Origin of the sequence: Prosthecobacter sp. (assembly GCF_046154365.1) — a bacterium.
In the GTDB taxonomy this organism is placed as follows: Bacteria; Verrucomicrobiota; Verrucomicrobiia; order Verrucomicrobiales; family Verrucomicrobiaceae; genus Prosthecobacter.
Map to the genome: position 1 here is coordinate 1 of NZ_JBJXFV010000163.1, position 19,118 is coordinate 19,118.

The window sequence follows — 19,118 nt, forward strand, 5'->3', positions numbered from 1 at the left end:
CCACTACTGGTCATCGCCTTATCAGATCGAGCCGCTGCTGCCGGGCGCATGGGAGGCGCGGTTTGAGACACCGCTGGTGGAGGCGGCGCTGAAGCTGCTCACGCATGAGTCGGAGGCGGTGGTGCAGCTTGCCGGACAGCTCCTGGAAACGCGGGGGAAACCTGAGCATGCGCCCAAGCTGCTCGCGGTGTTGCAGCAGTCGCTGGACAAATACACACCGCCGCAGTCGGGCACCAAAGCGAACACGCTGGATTTGCCAAAGCCACAGCAAGCCTTGATGGGGACGCTGGACAGCCTGCGAAAGCGAGGCTGGCGGCTGGAAGAGGGTGCCGGTGGCACGGCGCATCTGGTGGTATGGTTCCGCCAGTTGGCCGACCCGGAGGTGCCGAAACCCAAGGAGGACAAATGGAAAACCAGCATGCTGACCTGGGTGGAGAACGGCCCTAAAGCGCTGAAGATCGCCGCCCTGCAGGCCATCCCGCAGCCGATGGGGGATGCGGCGGCGAAGGCTGTGATGCATGCGCTCGAAGATGCGGACTGGGGCGTGGTGAGCGTGGCCTGTGAGGTGGCTGGGGAATCGAAACGGCACGAGTTTGCGGCGCCGCTGGCGCACATCGTGGAAACGCTGCACGAGAACTTCGTCCAATACGCCGCACGAGACGCGGCCCAGGCCTGCGGAGCGCGGCTGGTGCTGTGGGAAGCGCTGGCGAGCACGATCCCTTTTCCTGAACGGCTGTCGGACGCGGTGGGCGTGTTGGTGAGCGGGACGATCCAACTGCCACCCTCCGACGGCGGAAGCGGCAACAGCAATTTCACCCGTGAACAAAGGTTCGCCATTCGCGATGCTTGGCGTGCCTTTTTGCAAAAGCACCGCGACGAACTCGCCGCCGGAAAGAAAATCGCGCCACCAGGCGACCTCACCACCGCAAAGCTGACGGGCATGAATTTTCGCCCCGGTGAACCCGTGATCGAGATTCACTTCAAAGACGGCACCCACTGGCCTGCACGACAAGGCAAATGACATGAATAGTCATGTTGCACCGTTTGAAGCCCACCACCATGAAACGCACGCTCTCCCTGCTCCTCACCCTTTGCCCTCTGCTCTCCGCCTTTGCTGACAACTGGCCCATGTGGCGTGGTGCCAACGGCGATGGCACCACTGCGGAATCCAATCTGCCGCAGACCTGGAGTCAGACGGAGAATGTGGTGTGGAAGGTGGCGCTGCCGGAGCGGGGGAACTCGACGCCGGTGGTGTGGGGAGACAAGGTGTTCGTGACGCAGGCGATTGAGAAGGAAGGGAAGCGGCTGCTGCTGTGCTTTGACCGCAAGACTGGCAAACAGCTCTGGGATGCGGGCACGATCTACAAGGAGCCGGAACTGACGCATGGCACGAATCCATATTGTTCGGCCTCACCGGCGACGGATGGCGAACGCGTGATCGTGTTTCACGCATCAGCGGGCGTGTTTTGCTACGACATGAACGGCAAGGAACTGTGGAAGCGGACCGATTTGGGCAAGCAGCAGCACATCTGGGGCAACGGCACCTCGCCGGTGCTCGCGGGGGATCGCGTGTTCCTGAACTTCGGTCCCGGCCCGACGGTGATGCTGCATTGCTTCGACAAAAAGACCGGCAAGACCCTCTGGCGGCACGAGGAGCCTGCCGGTGCCAGTGGTGATGCCGCTGTGAAAGCTTATCGCGGTTCCTGGAGTGATCCGCTGCTGCGGAAAATCGATACGCATTACGAACTGCTCATGAGCTATCCCACGCGAGCTTGCGCCTTTGATCCGCTCAATGGCAAAGAGCTGTGGACCTGCGCTGGCCTGACCGATCTCGTTTATAACTCACCGCTGTATGCCGATGGCGTGATGATCGCGATGAGCGGCTACGGCGGCGCGGCGCTGGCGGTGAAAACCGGCGGCAAGGGCGATGTGACCGAGAAAAACCGCGTCTGGCATCTGCCGAAGGTCAGCCAGCGCATCGGCAGTGGTGTCGTGCATGGCGGTTATCACTACATCCTGAGCGATGGCGGCATCGTCGAGTGCCGTGACCTTAAAACGGGCGAGATGGTCTTCAATGAACGCCTCAAAGGCAACAACTGGTCCTCGCTCGTGCTCAGCGCTGATGGCAAGTGCTATGCGGCCAATCAAATCGGTGACTGCTTTGTCTTCAAAGCGAGTCCGAAGTTCGAACTGCTGGCTACGAACTCGCTCGGCGAGAAAATCATCGGCTCCATCGCCGTGAGCGACGGGCAGTTGTTTATTCGTGGGTATCAGAACCTGTGGTGCATTGGGAAGAAGTAGCGTCGCGCCTCAACGCGGCCGTTCGTCCCCCGCCCGCAACGCTTCGCGTAGCGTTGCGGGCGGGTCGTCCTCCTACTCGAACTCGTCCTCGTCCTCGTTCTCGTTCTCGTTCTCGTTCTCGTTCTCGTCCTCGTTCTCGATCATGGCGGGTGTTGATGGCGAGAGACGGCCGAGTAACTGAGAAGCGGTCTCGGTGGCGGTTTGGAGACGTTGGCAGGAGCGGCGCTGAAGGATCGAGGACGAGTAGGAGTAGGAGGACGAGGACGAGGACGATCTTGGGGCTGTCCGCCTCTCGCATTTCCCTTTGACCCCACCGTGGCGAGACGCTAACGAAAGCGCCCCGTACCGCCTATGGCAGCCTCCGACCGTCAACACACCCTCGCCAAAGCCGTCTCGATGACGGGCACCTCGCTGCATACCGGCGAGCAGGTCACGCTGACCTTGCAGCCAGCGCCTGAAAATTTCGGCTTCAAATTCCGCCGCATCGACCTGGAGGACAAGCCGTTCATCCCGGCGTTGGTCGAAAAGGTGCAGAAGGTCGAGCGCGCCACCACCATCGCCGAAGGCGGCGTCAATGTTCACACCGTCGAGCACGTCATCTCCGCGCTCGCCGGCATGGGCGTGGACAATGCGATCATCGAGATGGACGCGAACGAGCCGCCCATCGCCGACGGCAGCTCGATGCCCTTTGTGCAGTTGATCAAATCCGCCGGACTGCAGGAGCAGAAGGAAGCGCGCAAAGTTTTCGAGGTGCGTGAGCCGATCTACCAGGAAACCCGTGACGGGACCATCCTCACCATCGTCCCCGACAAGAAATTCCGCATTTCCTGCACCAACGTCGGCCCCGGCGGACGCTTCACCCAGTATTTTAGCACGGAGATCAACCCCGAAACCTACGAGAAGGACATCGCCGCCGCCCGCACCTTCGTGTACTACGAGGACATCGCGCCGCTGATGGAGAAGGGCCTGATCAAAGGCGGCACGCTGGAAGCGGCGGTCGTGATTCGTGGTGACACGCTGCTTTCCAAGCAGCCGCTGCGGTTTGCCGACGAATTCGTGCGCCACAAGATTCTCGACATCGTCGGCGACCTGATGCTGTCCGGCAAACGCATCCTCGGCCACGTCATCGCCGTGCGGCCTGGCCACGGGCCGAACACCGAGCTGGCCCGTGCCATCGTGCAGCAGTACAACCAGATGCGCAGCATGGTGCCGGCCCCGGTGCATATTCCAGGTGGTGAGTCGGTGCTCGACATCAACGAGGTGATGAGCATCCTGCCGCACCGCTATCCCTTCCTGCTGGTGGACCGCATCATCGGCTTCGAGGGCGAAACGAAATGCACTGGCATCAAGAACGTCACCATCAACGAGCCGTACTTCCAAGGCCACTTCCCCGGCCATCCGATCATGCCCGGCGTGCTGCAGCTTGAGGCGATGGCGCAGGTCGCCAGCATCGTGCTGCTGCGCATGCCCGGCAACCAGGGCAAGATCGGCTACTTTATGAGTGCCAATAATGTGAAATGGCGCCGCCCCGTGCTGCCTGGTGACACGCTCGTCATCGAAACCGAAATCCTCAAGACCAAGCGCAGCATCGCCAGCGGCATTGGTCGTTGCAGCGTCAACGGCCAGGTCGTCTCCGAGGCCGAACTCATGTTCAGCGTGGTGGATCGGTGATGAACGCTGAACATTGAACATTGAACGCTGAACATTGAACGTCCAACTGCGAAACTTGAACTTGATTCACCCTACCGCCATCATTGATCCATCTGCTAAAATCGGGGCAGATGTGCAGATTGGGCCGTATTGCATCATTGGTGAGGGCGTGGAACTCGGCGACGGTTGCTGGTTGCAACATCATGTCACGATCATGGGGCCGTCGAAGATCGGGAAGAACAACAAATTCTTCGCCTACGGCTCCATCGGGCAGCAGACGCAGGATTTGAAGTACAAGACCGAGCCGACGTGGCTCGAAGTCGGCGACGACAACACTTTCCGCGAATTTTGCAGCGTGCATCGTGCCACTTCGCCCGGCGACAAGACGATCATCGGCAGCCACAACCACTTCCTGAGCTATGTCCACATCGCGCATGATTGCATCGTGGGGAATCACGTCATCTTCTCCAACAACGGCACGCTTGCCGGGCATGTCGTTGTCGAAGATCACGTCATCGTCGGCGGTCTCACCGCCGTGCATCAGTTCTGCCGCATCGGCACGCGCTCGATCATCGGTGGCTGCGCCAAAGTGGTGCAGGACATCCCGCCTTTCTGCACGGCGGATGGCAACCCGGCACGTGCGCGTGGCTTAAATATCGTCGGCCTGCGCCGTGCTGGATTTACTCGCGAGCAGATTCGCGCGCTGCGTGACGCATTCCGCAAAGTCTATCGCAGTGGTTTGAACAACGCGCAGGCGGTTGAAGAACTCCGCGCCGGCGAACTCACGCCCGAAGCGGCCGCGTTTACTGATTTCGTTGCCACCACGAAGCGCGGCATCATTCCCGGCGGCAAAGCGGCGGCGGACGAGGAGGAGTAGCCACGTTCACCACCTGCCCGCAGTTGCTACAGCGTTGCAGGCGGGGAAACGTGGAGCGTGCCGCTCACGCCTGCCCCACCACGTTCTGGTGAACGTGGCTGCGATCAACGGCCTGCAATGAGCGCAGCGTGAACTGATACCGCTTCGGCCACAGCACGCAGGCGGCGGTGATCATCGCGAGGCTGAAATGCGGCACCTCGATGCGGCCTTGACCGAACGGCGTGTAGGCGATGAGGGCGAAGATGAGGTAACCGGCTTGCCCACCCGTCAGCACGCTGCGCGTGATGAGCCACAGCCATGTTCCCGCAAACAAGACCAGTCCTGGGATGCCTAGCTCCAGCCAGAGGGACACGTATTCGTTGTGCGGCGCAAAGATCGTCCCAGAAATGCCCGTGCCATGGCCCAGCAGTGGTTTTTTTGCCGCCATCTCCCAGGCATCGTTCAGATCCTTGACGCGCTCGGGTGACTTCAGCTTGTCGAAATCGAGGTTGTAGATGGCTTCCAGGCGGTCAGCGGTGTTTTTGTCCTTCATCACGCCTTGCTGTGTGCCGCTTTGCAGCACCGCCACGCCGATGCCGAGCAGTGGGACGGCGATGATGGTCACAAGAAGCAGAAAGCCGAAATTGCGGCGCGCATTCAGCAGCACATAGGCACCGCACAGCAACGCAAGGATGACCATGCCACTGCGACCGTAGGTAAGGGCCACGCCCGGCACCGCCACGGCGATCATGAGGCAGTTGAAGCGAAAATTCTTCGAGAGAGCAAAGATGATGCCCAGCATTTCGCAGAGCAGCACCGGCGGGAAATTGGGATGGCTGTTGAAGCCGGCGAAGCGGCCCGGAATGCTGGTGAACTTCACCATGCCGAGCATTTCGCAGATTTCCGAGCCGGTGGTGAGCAGCATCGCGCTCACGGCGGCCCACAGCGCCGTTTTCTGCCACTTCTCCGTCGATAGCACGGCCACGATGGCGATGAACACGAGCAGCATGCGCATGAGATCCATCGCGATTTGATCCTGATACGAGGAGTCAAAGCGCCGCAGCACCGCTGCATCAAACAAACGCACTGCTGGCAGCAATGCCACGCCAAGCACCGCCAGACAGAGGCGTGGCTTGTTGACGAGCGAAACGCAGATGCACACGAACACCGCCGCGAGTGTGAACAGGATCGGTTTGATCGGTGAAATGCCCGCTTCGTAGCTGCCGATGGCCGCATCCGCCGCCAGGGCGCCCAGCATGCCACCACACACCCACACCAGCACCCACTCGCGCAAGCGGGTCCAGCCGGTGGGACGAAGCATGGGGTGTGGATAGTTCATGCGCGGTTGTGTTGCAGCCAGGCCTGGAACATGAGCACGTCCCACAGATAGAAATGCCAGTTTCGTGTGCCGCTGAGATGCTCCTGCCACTTCTGGCGGATCGGGGCGGCGTGGAAGAAGCCTTCGCGCTTCAAACGTGACTCGCTGAGCAAATCCTCCGCCCACTCGCGCAGCGGACCGCGCAGCCAGACATCGAGCGGGATGCCGAAGCCGCGCTTCGGGCGGTCGATGAGCGTCTTTGGCACATGGCGGTAGAGCGTCTCGCGCATCAGCCACTTGCCTTTGCCATCGCGCACCTTCATCGAGAACGGCACACGCCACGCGAACTCGATCAAATCGTGGTCCAGCAGCGGAATGCGGCCTTCAAGGCTCACCCCCATCGCCGCACGGTCCACTTTGGTCAAAATATCGCCCGGCAGGTAGGTCTCCATGTCGAGATGCATCATGCGATGGGTGAAATCACTCACCCGCGGCCATGCCGCCGTGTCGGTGATGGCCGTGACGGGATCTTTGCCGTCGATGACGATCTCCTGCGGCCTTTTCCAATGGGACATGAGATTGAGGTAAAGCGTCTCCATGCCCGGCGCGGCCACGACTTCGGCCAGCTTGTGCAGTTTGTCACCGAGCGGGATGTGGCGCAGGCGTTTGGGCAGTACTTTGGCTCCCAGGCCGTTCAGCATCTTCGGCGGCAATGCCGTGAGTGCCGCAGCGGTCATTTTCTTCATCACTGGCGGCATCCAGGAAAATTTGTTCCAGAGGCTGCGACCGACGAAGTAGCGCTCGTAGCCGCCAAACAGCTCATCACCCGCGTCACCGCTCAGCGCGACGGTGACATGCTGCCGCGCCATTTTGCAGACGAGATACGTCGGGATCTGCGAGTAGTCCGAAAACGGCTCGTCGTAGAGCGAGGGGAGCTGTGGGATGACATTCAGCGCGTCTTCGCCGGTGACATACATCTCGGTGTGATCGGTGCCGAGGTGTTTGGCCACGTCTTTGGCAAATTCGGCCTCGTTGTGCTCCTTCTCGTGAAATCCGATGGTGAACGTGCGCACGGGTCGCGTGCTTTGCTGCTGCATCATCGCCACGATGAGCGAGGAATCGACGCCGCCGCTCAAGAATGCGCCCAGCGGCACATCGGAGACCATGCGCATGCCCACGGCCTTCTTGAGCATCGCCTCAAAGGTGTCGATGGCTTCGGTCTCTGTGCCGGTGAACGGGTTGTCGAGGCCGCGCTCGACGACTTGGGGCAAACTCCAATACCAGCCGGGTTGCGGGCGCTCCGAAGGTGCGCGCAGGGTGAGCATGGCGGCCGGCGGGAGCTTCTTGAAGCCTTGGTAGATGCACAGCGGGTCGGGGATGTAATTGAAACGCAGCAGCGCGGTGAGCGCCTCGCGATCAATCGTCGCGTTGAAGTCGGGGAAGCGCTGGATGGCCTTCAATTCGGAGGCGAACACGAACGTTTCGCCCACCCAGCCGTAGTAGAGTGGCTTTTCACCGAGTCGGTCACGTCCGAGATGCATGACGCGTTCTTGTTTGTCCCACACCGCGAAGGCAAACATGCCGTTGAAGCGCTTGGTCGCTTCCACGACGCCCCACTGGCGAAACGCGGCCAGCATGATCTCGGTGTCGGAGTGCCCGCGCCAGGTATGTCCGAGCGGTTCGAGTTCGGCGCGCAGGTCTTGGAAGTTGTAGATTTCGCCATTGAACACGATGACGAAGCGGCCATCCGCGCTTGCCATCGGCTGATGGCCGAGTGGCGAGAGATCGAGGATGGAGAGGCGGCGATGGCCCAAGGCGATGCCGCTTTGTGAATCCACCCAAGCTCCCGCATCATCCGGCCCGCGCAGCACGATGGCGTCTGTCATCGTGGTGACGATGGCGTGCATCTCGTGCGCTGCGCGAGACTTGGAGGGCGTGAAGAAGCCGGCTATTCCACACATGGCTGGTAGGTTGGTAGATCGGTTGGACGGTGGGACGGTTGGACGGTGAGCGGGGTCGTGAGCAAGTTCTCGAACTGTTTGAGCGCACTCGTCAGCGAGAAGTGAGTTTCGATGCGCTGGCGGGCAGCGAGGTCTTGCGTGATGCCGGAGTCGATAATTTCGAGGCAGGCATTCGCGAGAGCCTGTGGATCACGTGATGGAACGATGTGGCCGGTTTTGCCCATGACCCAACGCGTGTCGCCGATGTCAGTGGCAACGACGGGCACGGCGCAGGCCATGGCTTCGCCGACGACGTTGGGAAAACCTTCGCCGAAGGCCGAAGAAGAGACGGCGATGTTGAGCGAGGCGGTGAGTTCGGGCAGATCGTGGCGTTCGCCAAGCAGCTGGATGTTGGGAGGAACGTCGAGTGTTTCAGTTTCAGCGCCGACGATGATGAACTGAGCTTCAGGATGCTTCACCGTGATGAGTTTCGCGGCGGCGATGAAGGTGGCGTAGTCCTTCATTGCGGCGTTGCGGCCAAAGCGGCCGATCAGGGGCGTAGGTTGGGTGTGTTCGGCGAGTTGAGCCGTCATTTGCAATTCGATCACCTTCGCCGAACCGCCCGACTCTTGCGCGTGATCGCGGGGTGGTGGTGGAGCGTCCGCAGACGGGCGGGCTGTCGCCACACCCGTCCTACAATCACGCGGCTGCCATTTCGTGAGATCGAAGCCATTCGGGATGAGCTGTGTCTTGCTGGAGCGATAGCCGATGGCTTCATGCTGCTTCGCGCTGAGTTGCGAGTTGTATGTGATGCGTTGCGGCAGCCAGGAGAGCGACGCGAGGGAGCGGATGACGAGCGCGGAACCGCGCTTCTCGAGTTTGAGGTCGTAGAGGCTCTGGCGGATGTTCCAGAGGATGGGAATGCGTTTGAAGCGCATGAAACGTGCAATCGTGGCAGCGAAGCAGCCGTGATACATCCAGCCCATGAGCACATCAGGCTTGGTGCGGCGCACGATTTTGAACAAGCGCCACATTGAACGCAGTGTGGGCTTGCCGGCAGGCAGGTCGAGGCTGTGGATTTGGATTCCGGCGTTGCGCAGGGCATCGGCGTGTTTGCCACCGCCGGTGAGGCTGATGACGATGTGTTGTAGGTTCGGCAGGCCGAGGATGAGTTGCACCAGCATCATCTCCGCGCCGCCGCTGCCGAGGCCGGTGGTGAGCCACATGATGCTTGCCGTAGGTCGGGTGGGTTCGGCGGGTGACGTATGATCCGCGTGCAAGGCCTGCTGCGCCGAACCGCCCGACTTTTGGGCGCTCTTGGTGCCAACGGGCGCACAAGCAGACGGGCGGGCTTGCGCCACACCCGTCCTACGGTCGGTGGTGGCGAGCAGGCGGCTGGTGCGCTCGATCAGTTTTTCGACGCTGAATTCATCGACGATGCGCTGACGCGGATTGTGCGGATGGAAGGCGAGCATGCATTGCGCGAGGGCTTCGTGATTCTCGGCGGGGAAGATTTGTGATTTGTCGCCGATGATCCAGGCGCTGTCGCCGACATCGCTGGCGATGCAGGGGATGCCGCAGGCCATGGCTTCGCCGATGACGTTGGAAAAACCTTCGCCGAAGGCGCTGGAATTCACGAGGCAGTCAAAGCTGGCATAGACCTTTGGCATGTCGTTTTGCGCCGGCAGCCAGGTGACGCGGTCAGCAATGCCGAGGCGTGCAGCGAGTTCGTGCATTTGCTGCGCGTAGGCGGCATCACCGGAGCCAACGATGACGAATTTGGCATGGGGATCGAGCGCGGCGGCGTGGAGGAAGGTGGCGTGATCCTTCATCGGGCTCAGGCGGCCGACGATACCAAAAATGAGCGTTTTGGAGTTTGATTTGGGAGCTGGCTTGAAGCGTGCGGTGTCGATGCCGTTGGGGATGACGTGCATCCGGTGCCGTGGGTAGCCACGCGCGGCGTAGTAGTCGTGTCCGGCCTTGGAATTGCAGATGATGAGGTCGGCAAAGCGGGCAAGCAGGCAGTTTAGGCGAAAACTGAGCCTGCCGAGGAGGCCCCAAAGGTGTGCATCGGTCTGTGAGTCACGCACACCCCAGACGATGCGCGGAAAACCGCAGAACGGCTTCAAGAGCAGTGCCATGAGGTTGGATTCGGCCAGATAGCCGTGGAGAATCTCAGGCCGGATGCGGCGTGTGGCCCGGACAAGGCGGAAGAAGAAGCCGAGTAGGTCCCAGCGGCTGTTTTTGCCGACGCAGATGGTTTGGATGCCTGCGGCTTCGAGTTCGGCACGGAAAGCGCCGTCATAGAAGTGAAGCACGCTCACTTCATGGCCTTCGCTTTTCAGCCCTTTGGCAAGGAGCACGAGCTGACGCTGTGCGCCACCATGACCGAGGTCGCGAATGAGGAAGGTGAGCTTCATGCCGTCTCCTTTCGACGAATGACGACGAGACATAACGCACAGGTGGCGAAGGCGCAGAGGCAATGCACGATCACGGTCGAGAGCGCGATGCCCGCCACGCCGAGATGGCGCATGAGCAGCCAGTTCAGTGTGATATTGAGCACGAGTGCGCTGAAGGAGATCAGCAGCATCAAGCGTGAAGCTTGCAGTGAAACAGCGACACGGGCGGCCACTGTGCCGAGGATGTAGAACGGGATCTGAAACGCGGCGAAGCGCAGCACTTCGGCGACGCGCTGCGTGTCCTGAGGGCCAAAAGCACCGCGCTCAAACAATGTGCTGACGATCCACGGGGCAAATAGGCAAAGAATCAGCGTCATGGGCAGCGCAGCACTGACGATGAGGCCAGCGCTGGCGAAGAGGCGTTTGCGCAGACCGTTCCAATCACGACGCGCGACGAGTTCGGCAAAGTGAGGGAACAAAACATCCGAAGCAGGACCGGCGGTGACGGCTAGCACGATGGCGCAGAGTTTGTCCGAATAGCCGAGCACGGCGACGGAGCCGGCGGTCAGCCACGCGGCCATCGTTTGATCAATGACGACCGCACTGCCAAAGGCGACACCACCGAGGAGAAACGGCAGCGCATTGTGCAGCACCACGCGCAGTCCCGGCTCCCAATGTTGCAGCGCACAGCGCCACCAGCGCAAAGAACGCGGCAGACGGCGAGTGATGGCGATGATGAGCACCGTAACATGCCCCACAGCGCCCCAAACGGTGCCGGAGACGAGCGTCCAGGCGTTGACCTGATCACCCGCAAGCAGGAGAGCCGTGACAATGCCGAACGGAACGAGCATCGGTGCCGAAGCGGCGAGCAGGAAGGATTTACCGGCACGGAGCCAGGCGGAGAGGTGCTGTGCGAGTCCGAAGCACAGCAGAAAGGGCAGCAGGCCGCGCATGAGTTTCACCGCGAGCGCCTGCTTCTGCGGCGTGAAGCCCTGCGTCGTCCAGGCGATGACAAGCGGTGCGGCGAATGCGAGTGCAATGCCGCAGACCAGCAGCGCGGCGAAATGCCACGCGGCGCATTGTACGCCGAGGCGCTCGGCACGTCTCAAGCCGCGTCGCTCACGCAGTTCGGCGTAGGCAGGCACAAAGGACTCCGGTAAACCACCCGCCAGCACGGTGGCAGCAAAGGAGAAAAAGCCGAACACGAGCATGAAGGCGTCCAGCTCGTCCGCCGTGCCGAGTTTGGCCGCGACGACGGCGTCTTTGGCAAAGGCAACGATCTTGCCGACCACCGTGAGCATGGCCACCAGCAGGAAGCCCGAAACCATGGCCGATCCGGCCCCTCTGGCGAGCAGGGAGCGAAGGGGGATGGGCAGGGCGATGCGGATTGCAGGCATTTAAATAAACTATAAACACCATAAAACATTTGAGCAAACCTGGCTTTGGGTTTTTCGGGGTAAAAAGCTGGTTTACCGGCCGCCTGATCTCAGCCGTAACCATGCAGTTGGGTTTGCGCTGAGCGCGGCAGCGTCCTGGAGTGCTCCAGCCCTCTGGAGCTTGTCGCAGGCCCGGGGACGCTCGAAAGCGCCAGAGGACTGGCGCACTCCAGGACGCTGCCGCGAGCCTTCAGCTGCGGGTGTTTGAGTCTGTCTTCGTCCACTGCCTTTGACTGCATCGTTCCGACTCAGACGATCCCGCAGGGATCAAAGAAGGTGGCCGGGGGGTCGAGCGAGGCACGAGCGACCACCCCCGGATCACGAATCAAACGCAACGTTTTCAAAAGAGCATCCCGGCAGGGATGCAAGAAGCGCGCATCGGCTCCTCGTTCACGCCGGATTCGCGAACACCTCTCGCATACCTCCGGCATGCGCCCATGAGAGAGCTGGAGAGCCTCGCGTCATCCAGGGGACATTCGACCCCTGGCTACCATCTTTGCTCCCTCCGGGAGCCATGCAATTCTTCTGCCAAGGCAACTACAGCCGCACCGGCACACCGCGTGCGCCCAGATACTTTTTCACGTCGCCCACGGTGAACTCGCCGAAATGGAAGATGCTGGCGGCGAGGACGGCGTCGGCTTTGCCGTCGCGGAGGACATCGACCATGTGGTCGAGATTACCAGCGCCGCCACTGGCGATGACGGGAATCGTCACCGCTTCGCTGACGGCACGCGTCAGTGCGATGTCGTAACCGGCCTTGGTGCCGTCGGAGTCCATGCTGGTGAGCAAAATTTCGCCTGCGCCACGTTTGCAGACCTCGGCGGCCCATTCGACGGCATCGAGTTCGGTGGCGTTGCGACCACCGTGCGTAAAGACGGTCCAGGAGCCGCGGTCGTTGCGTTTGGCGTCGATGGCGACAACGAGACACTGGCAACCGAAGGCGTTGGCGGCTTCGTCGATGACCTGCGGTGTTTTAACGGCAGCGGTGTTGATGCCGACCTTGTCGGCACCGGCCATGAGCATCTCGCGCATGTCGGCGACAGTGCGGATGCCACCACCGACGGTCAACGGCATGAAGCAGCTCGCAGCGGTGCGGGCGACGACATCGACCATCGTTTTGCGCTCCTCATGACTCGCCGTGATGTCGAGGAAGACGAGTTCATCGGCTCCCTGCGCATTGTAAACCATCGCGCACTCCACTGGATCGCCGGCATCACGCAGTTGGAGGAATTTCGTGCCTTTGACGACACGGCCTTCCTTCACGTCGAGACAAGGGATGATGCGTTTCGTCAGCATGGAGAGGGAACAGTCAAGGAGTGGTCAAGAGGTCAAGAAATCGTCAAGAGGTGGCCGTCTTGACCTCTTGACCACGCCTTGACCATTGCTTGACGCTTTGGGCCTCAGCCCAAAGCCGTCTTCACCATCGTTTCGAGCTTCACGATGTCCTTGGCGAAGTTGCGGATGCCTTCGGCGGTCTTTTCAGTCGCCATGGCGTCTTCGTTGAACAACCAGCGGAAGGTTTTTTCATCGCTGCCGATGCGGTCGATCTTGAGAGATTTCGCGTTGGCGGCGTTGAGCTTCGGCGTGATGGCGTCTTCGCTCGCGGCGAGTTCGCCGAGCAGGCCGGGGCTGATGGTGAGGAGGTCGCAGCCGGTGAGTTCGGTGATCTCGCCCTTGTTGCGGAAGCTGGCACCCATGACCTCGGTCGTGTAGCCGAAGTGCTTGTAGTAGTTGTAGATCTGCGTCACGGACAACACGCCGGGATCTTCGGTGGCGGCGTAATCCTTGCCAGTGCTCTTCTTGTGCCAGTCGAGAATGCGGCCCACGAACGGCGAGATGAGTTTGATGCCGCCTTCAGCGCAAACGACGGCCTGCGCGAGGCTGAAGAGGAGCGTGAGGTTGCAGTTGATGCCTTCCTTTTGCAGCACTTCAGCGGCTTTGATGCCTTCCCAGGTGGAGGCGATCTTGATGAGGATGCGCTCGCGGCTGATGCCGGCCTTCTCATACATGCCGATCAATTGGCGGGCCTTGTCGATGTTCGCCTGTGTATCGAAGGACAAACGGGCATCGACTTCGGTCGAAACGCGACCGGGGACGATCTTGAGGATTTCGAGGCCGAAAGCAACGACGAGGCGGTCCATCACGCCGTCCACACCGCCGGATTTGCCATCGGCGATGGCCTGATCGACCAGCGCTTTGTACTCGGCCTTCTGGGCGGCGGCGAGGATGAGGGAGGGATTGGTCGTGGCGTCCTGGGGCTTGTAGGCCTTCATGGCTTCGAAGTCGCCAGTGTCGGCGACTACCACGGTGTGCTGCTTGAGCTGATCGAGCTGGGTCATAGTCTTGGGGGTTTTGGGGCGGCGAGAGTAAGGGCTGTCGCGGGTTAATCAAGCGCGAGGAAACGCACGCAGATGCTGCCGGGAACGTTCACCTTGGTGCCGGTGAAGGTGAGCTTGCCGCTGTCCTGATCGACCTTGAAAAGCGCGGCCGTGTCGCTGTTTTGATGCGCGGCGATGAGCCACTTGCCGGTGGGGTCGAGACAGATGTTGCGGGGGATTTTGCCTTCGACGGGCACGTTCTGCACGAGCGTGAGCTTGCCGGTCGCCACATCGACGGTGAAGACGGCGACGGTGTCGTGCGTGCGATTGGAGACATAGACGAACTTGCCATTCGGATGCGCCACGGTCTCGGCGGTGCTGAGGCCTTTCATGCCACGATCGGCTTCAGGCAGCGTGGAAACGGTTTCGATCTCGGTGAGCGTGCCTTTTTCCGCGTCGTAGGCGAAGCTGGTCTCGGTCATGGCCATTTCGTTGTTCACGAAGACGTATTTGCCGCTGGGATGGAAGGCGAGATGACGCGGGCCGCCGCCTGCGGGTGTTTTGGCAAAGGCGGGTTCGTTGGGCGTCAGCTTGCCGGTGGCGGCATCCACTTTGTAGATCAGAACTTTGTCCAAACCGAGGTCGCAAGCGAAGGCGAAGCGGTTGTCGGGGCTGAAATTGATCGAATGGGCATGCGGGCCGGCCTGACGCTTGGGATCGGCACCCGAGCCTTCGTGCTGGAAGAAACTGGCGGCGTCGGAGACGGAACCGTCCTCTTTGATGGCATAGGAAGCGACGCTGCCACTGCCGTAATTCGCGAGAGCGGCCATCTTGCCGGTTTTATCGACGCTCACATGGCAAGGGCCGCTGCCGACGGCGCTGGCTTGATTGATCGGCGTGAGTTTGCCCGATTTGAGCTCGATGCTGAAGGAACTGATGCCGCCACCTTTCTTGCCATCGGGCGTGGTGACATCGCCAATCGCATAGAGATATTTTTTCGACGGATGGATCGCGAGGAAGCCGGGATTGCCCGCCTCGACGGCGAGTTCAGGCTGCGTCAGTTCGCCCGTGGCGGTGTTGAAGCGGGAGACGTAGATCCCCTGGCTGCCGTTCTTGGCGTTCGTGTTGGTGCCGAAATAGACGAGGAAATTTTCCCCGGCGATGGCGGTGGTGGTGAGGGCGGCAAAGGTGAAGGCAAGGGTGGCGCGTGTCATGGCGCTCCGATGCTGACGGCGTGTGGCGCTGCGGTCAAGCCTACACTGCGACCAGCGCATGAGCAGATTTCATGTCGTTGATTTGAACGCTTGCTCCGTCTGGAGGAAGGCGCATCTTCGGCCCATGAAGCTCAACTTGTCTCTTTTTGCCGTCGTCCTTGTGGTGCTTGCTGGCTGTGACGGCTTCAAACCCGTGAAGGTGGAGCATGATGAAAAAGAACGGCTCGACTATCGTGACGGCGATTGGATGCCGAAGAACAGTTAGTCGCCTGGCGGCGGCTCAAGAGCCGTGCGATGCGCGCATTTGACCGCGCCCGTTGCCACCGCCACGATGTGCCATGCATCCCGCCTGGTTCCACGTCGAAAACGAAGCTGACATCCCTTCTCCCGCGCTGCTGTTTTATCGCAGCCGCATTGAGCACAACCTGCAGCTCATGCTCAAGATCGCCGGCGACGCGAAACGCCTGCGCCCGCATGTGAAGACGCACAAGACGGCGGAAGTCATCGCGATGCAGATCAGGCTTGGCATCACGCGGTTCAAGGCCTCCACCATCGCCGAGGCGGAGATGTGCGCCGCCGTGGGGGCCAGCGATGTGCTGCTGGCCATGCCCTGTGTCGGCATCAATGCGCATCGTCTCGCCGAACTCGCGCTCAAGTTTCCCGACACGCAGTTCTCCAGCATCGCCGATGCCGAGGAAACGATCACCTTCCTCGCCTCCGCCGCGCAGCAGCACAATGTCACGCTCGGCGTCTTCATCGAGATCGACTGTGGCATGGCTCGCACCGGCATCGTGCCCAGTGATGAGGCCGCCATGCTCGCGCATGTCATCAAAGACACACCGCGCCTCCAATTTCGCGGCATTCACGCCTACGACGGTCACATTCACGATGAAAGCCTCGATGTACGCCGCGAACGCTGCGACGCCGCGTTTGGTCCTGTGCATCAGTTCCGCTGCCGGTTGCAAGGCGAAGGCATCATCGTCAAAGAATTCGTCGCCGGCGGCTCACCCACCTTCGGCATTCACGCCGCGCATGAGGACCGCACGCTCAGCCCTGGCACCACCGTGCTGTGGGACTTTGGTTACGGCGACAAATACCCCGCCGATCTGCCCTTCCAGCCCGCCGCCGTGCTGCTTGCCCGCGTCATCAGCAAGCCAGGCAAAAACAGAATCACGCTCGACCTCGGCCACAAAGCCGTCGCCCCCGAGCAGCCGCATCCCCGCGTCCGCTTCGAGGAACTGCCCGATGCCGTCGCCGTGATGCAAAGCGAGGAACACCTCGTCCTCGAAACCGACCGCGCCCACTAATTCACCATCGGCCAGGCCCTGCACGGCATCCCACGCCACGTTTGTCCGACCGTTTCCATGCACGGCGAGGCTTACGTCATCGAAGGCGGCCAAACGACCGAACGCTGGCCGATCACGGCACGGAACCGGCGTATCTCGGTGTGAGGCGGATCAAGCAATCGGACCAACGCGATTGGTCAGCCCGAGCCAAGCGGAGGTGAGCCGCATCCAGTCCACAAAAGTAATCTCGGACGGCTCCAGCCGGGCATGCTTCAAACGGGAGGGCAGCTCCAGGGTGAACTCGTTGTAGAGCTTGCTCAAGGCCGCACCGCCCATGAGCGCAGCATTGGGAACATGGGTGTTGAGCCAGTTGCGCACCTGGCTCATGGCCTTGAGCGGATCACCCATGTGCGCACGAATGTCCTGACCCGCAATGTCCGAGATGAATTTTTGATAGCGGTAGGGCTCGGCATCGAGAATCAACGTGGGCCTCGGTTTTTTCAGCGCCCGTCCCAGTCCCAGAAACAGACCCAGCTCAAACGGCATGTTGAACCGCGGCAGCTTGCTCACTGCGTCCAGTTCCGTGCGGGAAATATCGTGCAGGCTGAACTGGCACGACTGCATGAGGCGATAAATTTTTTCCAGCCGCACCTCGCTGCCGTCGTCGATCTCCAGGGCACAGCGTGGTTTGAACCCGCAGGCGAGGATCGCGAAGGCAAGCGCTCGAAACAGCGGCTCGTACTCCGCGTCAAAGGGGCAATTAATGAACACCTCCCCCAGATGCGAAGGAGCGGACCGCTTTGACTTCATGGCGGCAGCACCGGCTTGGTGCGCGCGGCGACGATGTCTTCCATGATCGCGTCGATAACCCTCTGCGGAATCTTGCCCTTGCCCGGCGGTGGCTGGCCAATGTAGTGCTTCACGCCCCTGTACGTGAAGAACGGAGGTTCGGCCTGTTTCACTTTACGGGTCTTGGCGGCGGCGTTCATGATGGGGAATCAATGCCCGAAAACATGCCGGGTGCCAAGCAGGAAGTGGGTTGCGTGAGGCTGTCGCAACGCTCGCAAGCGCGAAACCGACCGCGCCCACGAATTCACCATCGGCCAGGCCCTGCACGGCATCCCCAAACACGTCTGTCCGACGTGTTTCGATGCACGGCGAGGCTTACGTCATCGAAGGCGGCCAAACGACCGAGCGCTGGCCGATCACAGCGCGGAACCGGCTGATCACGGTGTGAGAGGCAAGTTCGCTTTCCCTTTCCGTGCCTTCCGTGTATTCCGTAGGCCATCCTCATGAACCACTGGCTCCTCAAATCCGAACCTGATGTCTTTTCCTTCAACCATCTGAAGGCACGCCCGAAGCAGACGGAACCGTGGAACGGGGTGCGGAATTATCAGGTGCGGAACATGATGCGGGATCAGATGGCGGTGGGCGATCTCGGGTTCTTTTATCACTCAAGCTGCGACGTGCCGGGCATCGCAGGCGTGGTGAAGATCGTGAAGGAGGCGTATCCCGATCACACGCAGTTTGAGCCGTCATCCGAATACTTCGATCAAGGCAGCAAACGCGAAGAACCGCGCTGGCTGATGGTGGATGTGAAGTGGGAGGCCGACTTCAAGACTTTCGTCACGCTCGACATGCTGCGCGCGGACCCGAAGCTGGCGGACATGCTCATCCTGCGACGCGGGAACCGGCTCTCCATCACTCAGGTGGAGGCGAAGCACTGGGACCGCATCTGCAAGCTGGGCGGGATGTAGATTCGAGTGGCAGTCGAATCCGAGCATCCCAGCGGCTTCGATTGCCAATCGAAGCTAATTTTCCACCATCACATTCTTCACGCTGACGGTGCCGAAGCTGAAACCGACGCTCAGATTCGTCTTGGCTCTCGCGATGGAGGCGTGCTCGTAGGTTTGGGTGAACTCGCCGGCTTTGACGGTGGCTTTGGGGCCGCGGAGTTCGACGCTGACATTCGTCCACTCGCCGGGTTTGAGCTTGAGCGTGGGTTCGGTGCCGAGGGCGATGGACTTGTGGTCTTTTTCATCGGGCGGAAAGGCGCGGATGCTGGCTCCTGTCGCGCTGAAGACGATGCGGAAGATGTGACCTTCGGCACCATTGGCGGTGAAGACGAGTGTCTTGTTGGCGGCGTCAGGTTTGACGGCGAAGCGGATCGCGGCGTCGGTGTAGGCGAGGTCGTAGAAGAGGATGGGGCCGTGATCCTTGTTCTTCTTGTAGAGTTCATCGTCCTGCGTGCAGGTGGCGGTGTTGTCGGCGAATTTCCAGTCGCCGCGTGAGGCACGGCGTTGTTCGAGCTTGGGGTCGGAGAAGTCGTCTTTGAGCAGCGGAGCGTCGGCAGCGAAGGCGGCGGTTGCGGTGAGGAGGAAGAGAAGGGCTTTCATGGGA

At 61.0% G+C, this 19,118-nt stretch carries 16 protein-coding genes and 1 pseudogene; 7 read left to right on the forward strand and 10 right to left on the reverse strand.

Annotated elements, in window-relative coordinates:
* From ACKVY0_RS20645 to lpxA, 4 genes are all read left to right on the forward strand, one after another.
* Positions 1-1,021: hypothetical protein (locus ACKVY0_RS20645; protein ID WP_409216738.1), on the forward strand; the 1,021-nt coding region annotated here is incomplete at its 5' end.
* A 38-nt stretch (positions 1,022-1,059) separates the two neighbouring features.
* On the forward strand, positions 1,060-2,301 hold the full coding sequence (locus ACKVY0_RS20650; protein ID WP_409216739.1) for a PQQ-binding-like beta-propeller repeat protein: 1,242 nt from the start codon (positions 1,060-1,062) through the stop codon (positions 2,299-2,301).
* Positions 2,302-2,652: 351 nt separating this feature from the next.
* Positions 2,653-3,972: a bifunctional UDP-3-O-[3-hydroxymyristoyl] N-acetylglucosamine deacetylase/3-hydroxyacyl-ACP dehydratase gene (locus ACKVY0_RS20655; RefSeq protein WP_409216740.1), complete on the forward strand. Its 1,320-nt coding sequence runs from the start codon at positions 2,653-2,655 to the stop codon at positions 3,970-3,972.
* Between the two features lie 46 nt (positions 3,973-4,018).
* Entirely contained in the window at positions 4,019-4,828 is an 810-nt protein-coding gene (gene lpxA, locus ACKVY0_RS20660) for an acyl-ACP--UDP-N-acetylglucosamine O-acyltransferase (RefSeq protein ID WP_409216762.1), read from the forward strand.
* 64 nt (positions 4,829-4,892) lie between these two features.
* Here the strand turns inward: lpxA and ACKVY0_RS20665 are convergent, their stop codons facing one another.
* From ACKVY0_RS20665 to ACKVY0_RS20695, 7 genes are all read right to left on the reverse strand, one after another.
* On the reverse strand, positions 4,893-6,128 hold the full coding sequence (locus ACKVY0_RS20665; protein ID WP_409216741.1) for an O-antigen ligase family protein: 1,236 nt from the start codon (positions 6,126-6,128) through the stop codon (positions 4,893-4,895).
* Positions 6,129-6,142: 14 nt separating this feature from the next.
* Positions 6,143-8,086, reverse strand: coding sequence for an asparagine synthase (glutamine-hydrolyzing) (asnB, locus tag ACKVY0_RS20670; protein WP_409216742.1), 1,944 nt, complete (start codon positions 8,084-8,086; stop codon positions 6,143-6,145).
* Positions 8,074-10,485: a glycosyltransferase gene (locus tag ACKVY0_RS20675; RefSeq protein ID WP_409216743.1), complete on the reverse strand. Its 2,412-nt coding sequence runs from the start codon at positions 10,483-10,485 to the stop codon at positions 8,074-8,076. Before ACKVY0_RS20675 ends, asnB begins: the two co-directional genes overlap by 13 nt.
* Positions 10,482-11,861, reverse strand: a complete 1,380-nt coding sequence (gene murJ, locus ACKVY0_RS20680; protein WP_409216744.1) for a murein biosynthesis integral membrane protein MurJ — start codon at positions 11,859-11,861, stop codon at positions 10,482-10,484. Before murJ ends, ACKVY0_RS20675 begins: the two co-directional genes overlap by 4 nt.
* A 576-nt stretch (positions 11,862-12,437) precedes the next feature.
* A complete protein-coding gene (hisF, locus tag ACKVY0_RS20685; protein ID WP_409216745.1) occupies positions 12,438-13,196 on the reverse strand; it encodes an imidazole glycerol phosphate synthase subunit HisF in 759 nt (252 codons plus the stop codon).
* Positions 13,197-13,300: 104 nt separating this feature from the next.
* Positions 13,301-14,239, reverse strand: coding sequence for a transaldolase (gene tal, locus ACKVY0_RS20690; RefSeq protein ID WP_409216746.1), 939 nt, complete (start codon positions 14,237-14,239; stop codon positions 13,301-13,303).
* 44 nt (positions 14,240-14,283) lie between these two features.
* Positions 14,284-15,432 (reverse strand): lactonase family protein, encoded by a 1,149-nt coding sequence (locus ACKVY0_RS20695; RefSeq protein ID WP_409216747.1) that lies wholly within the window; start codon positions 15,430-15,432, stop codon positions 14,284-14,286.
* A 124-nt stretch (positions 15,433-15,556) separates the two neighbouring features.
* Here ACKVY0_RS20695 and ACKVY0_RS20700 point away from each other — a divergent pair, with 124 nt between their 5' ends.
* Both ACKVY0_RS20700 and ACKVY0_RS20705 read left to right on the forward strand, forming a co-directional pair.
* A complete protein-coding gene (locus ACKVY0_RS20700) occupies positions 15,557-15,697 on the forward strand; it encodes a hypothetical protein (protein ID WP_409216748.1) in 141 nt (46 codons plus the stop codon).
* A gap of 73 nt (positions 15,698-15,770) precedes the next feature.
* Positions 15,771-16,883, forward strand: a pseudogene (locus ACKVY0_RS20705) (D-TA family PLP-dependent enzyme).
* A gap of 6 nt (positions 16,884-16,889) precedes the next feature.
* Here ACKVY0_RS20705 and ACKVY0_RS20710 read toward each other — a convergent pair.
* Together ACKVY0_RS20710 and ACKVY0_RS20715 are read right to left on the reverse strand one after the other, a co-directional pair.
* On the reverse strand, positions 16,890-17,528 hold the full coding sequence (locus ACKVY0_RS20710) for a hypothetical protein (protein WP_409216749.1): 639 nt from the start codon (positions 17,526-17,528) through the stop codon (positions 16,890-16,892).
* Positions 17,525-17,707 carry a hypothetical protein gene (locus tag ACKVY0_RS20715; RefSeq protein ID WP_409216750.1) on the reverse strand — a complete coding sequence of 61 codons (183 nt, stop codon included), beginning with the start codon at positions 17,705-17,707 and terminating at the stop codon, positions 17,525-17,527. Before ACKVY0_RS20715 ends, ACKVY0_RS20710 begins: the two co-directional genes overlap by 4 nt.
* A 303-nt stretch (positions 17,708-18,010) precedes the next feature.
* Here ACKVY0_RS20715 and ACKVY0_RS20720 point away from each other — a divergent pair, with 303 nt between their 5' ends.
* Entirely contained in the window at positions 18,011-18,475 is a 465-nt protein-coding gene (locus tag ACKVY0_RS20720; RefSeq protein ID WP_409216751.1) for an EVE domain-containing protein, read from the forward strand.
* Positions 18,476-18,529: 54 nt separating this feature from the next.
* On the opposite strand, the gene ACKVY0_RS20725 is transcribed toward ACKVY0_RS20720, so the two are convergent.
* Positions 18,530-19,114, reverse strand: a complete 585-nt coding sequence (locus ACKVY0_RS20725; protein ID WP_409216752.1) for a hypothetical protein — start codon at positions 19,112-19,114, stop codon at positions 18,530-18,532.
* Between the last annotated feature and the right edge of the window lie 4 nt (positions 19,115-19,118).

Excerpts from the sequence above, each read along its gene's own strand:
- ACKVY0_RS20715 (WP_409216750.1), bottom strand. The coding sequence starts at position 17,707 with ATGAACGCCGCCGCCAAGACCCGTAAAGTGAAACAGGCCGAACCTCCG.
- ACKVY0_RS20650 (WP_409216739.1), top strand. The coding sequence starts at position 1,060 with ATGAAACGCACGCTCTCCCTGCTCCTCACCCTTTGCCCTCTGCTCTCC.
- ACKVY0_RS20700 (WP_409216748.1), top strand. The coding sequence starts at position 15,557 with ATGAAGCTCAACTTGTCTCTTTTTGCCGTCGTCCTTGTGGTGCTTGCT.
- ACKVY0_RS20720 (WP_409216751.1), top strand. The coding sequence starts at position 18,011 with ATGAACCACTGGCTCCTCAAATCCGAACCTGATGTCTTTTCCTTCAAC.
- ACKVY0_RS20695 (WP_409216747.1), bottom strand. The coding sequence starts at position 15,432 with ATGACACGCGCCACCCTTGCCTTCACCTTTGCCGCCCTCACCACCACC.
- asnB (WP_409216742.1), bottom strand. The coding sequence starts at position 8,086 with ATGTGTGGAATAGCCGGCTTCTTCACGCCCTCCAAGTCTCGCGCAGCG.
- ACKVY0_RS20710 (WP_409216749.1), bottom strand. The coding sequence starts at position 17,528 with ATGAAGTCAAAGCGGTCCGCTCCTTCGCATCTGGGGGAGGTGTTCATT.
- murJ (WP_409216744.1), bottom strand. The coding sequence starts at position 11,861 with ATGCCTGCAATCCGCATCGCCCTGCCCATCCCCCTTCGCTCCCTGCTC.
- tal (WP_409216746.1), bottom strand. The coding sequence starts at position 14,239 with ATGACCCAGCTCGATCAGCTCAAGCAGCACACCGTGGTAGTCGCCGAC.
- ACKVY0_RS20725 (WP_409216752.1), bottom strand. The coding sequence starts at position 19,114 with ATGAAAGCCCTTCTCTTCCTCCTCACCGCAACCGCCGCCTTCGCTGCC.
- ACKVY0_RS20655 (WP_409216740.1), top strand. The coding sequence starts at position 2,653 with ATGGCAGCCTCCGACCGTCAACACACCCTCGCCAAAGCCGTCTCGATG.
- hisF (WP_409216745.1), bottom strand. The coding sequence starts at position 13,196 with ATGCTGACGAAACGCATCATCCCTTGTCTCGACGTGAAGGAAGGCCGT.
- ACKVY0_RS20675 (WP_409216743.1), bottom strand. The coding sequence starts at position 10,485 with ATGAAGCTCACCTTCCTCATTCGCGACCTCGGTCATGGTGGCGCACAG.
- ACKVY0_RS20665 (WP_409216741.1), bottom strand. The coding sequence starts at position 6,128 with ATGCTTCGTCCCACCGGCTGGACCCGCTTGCGCGAGTGGGTGCTGGTG.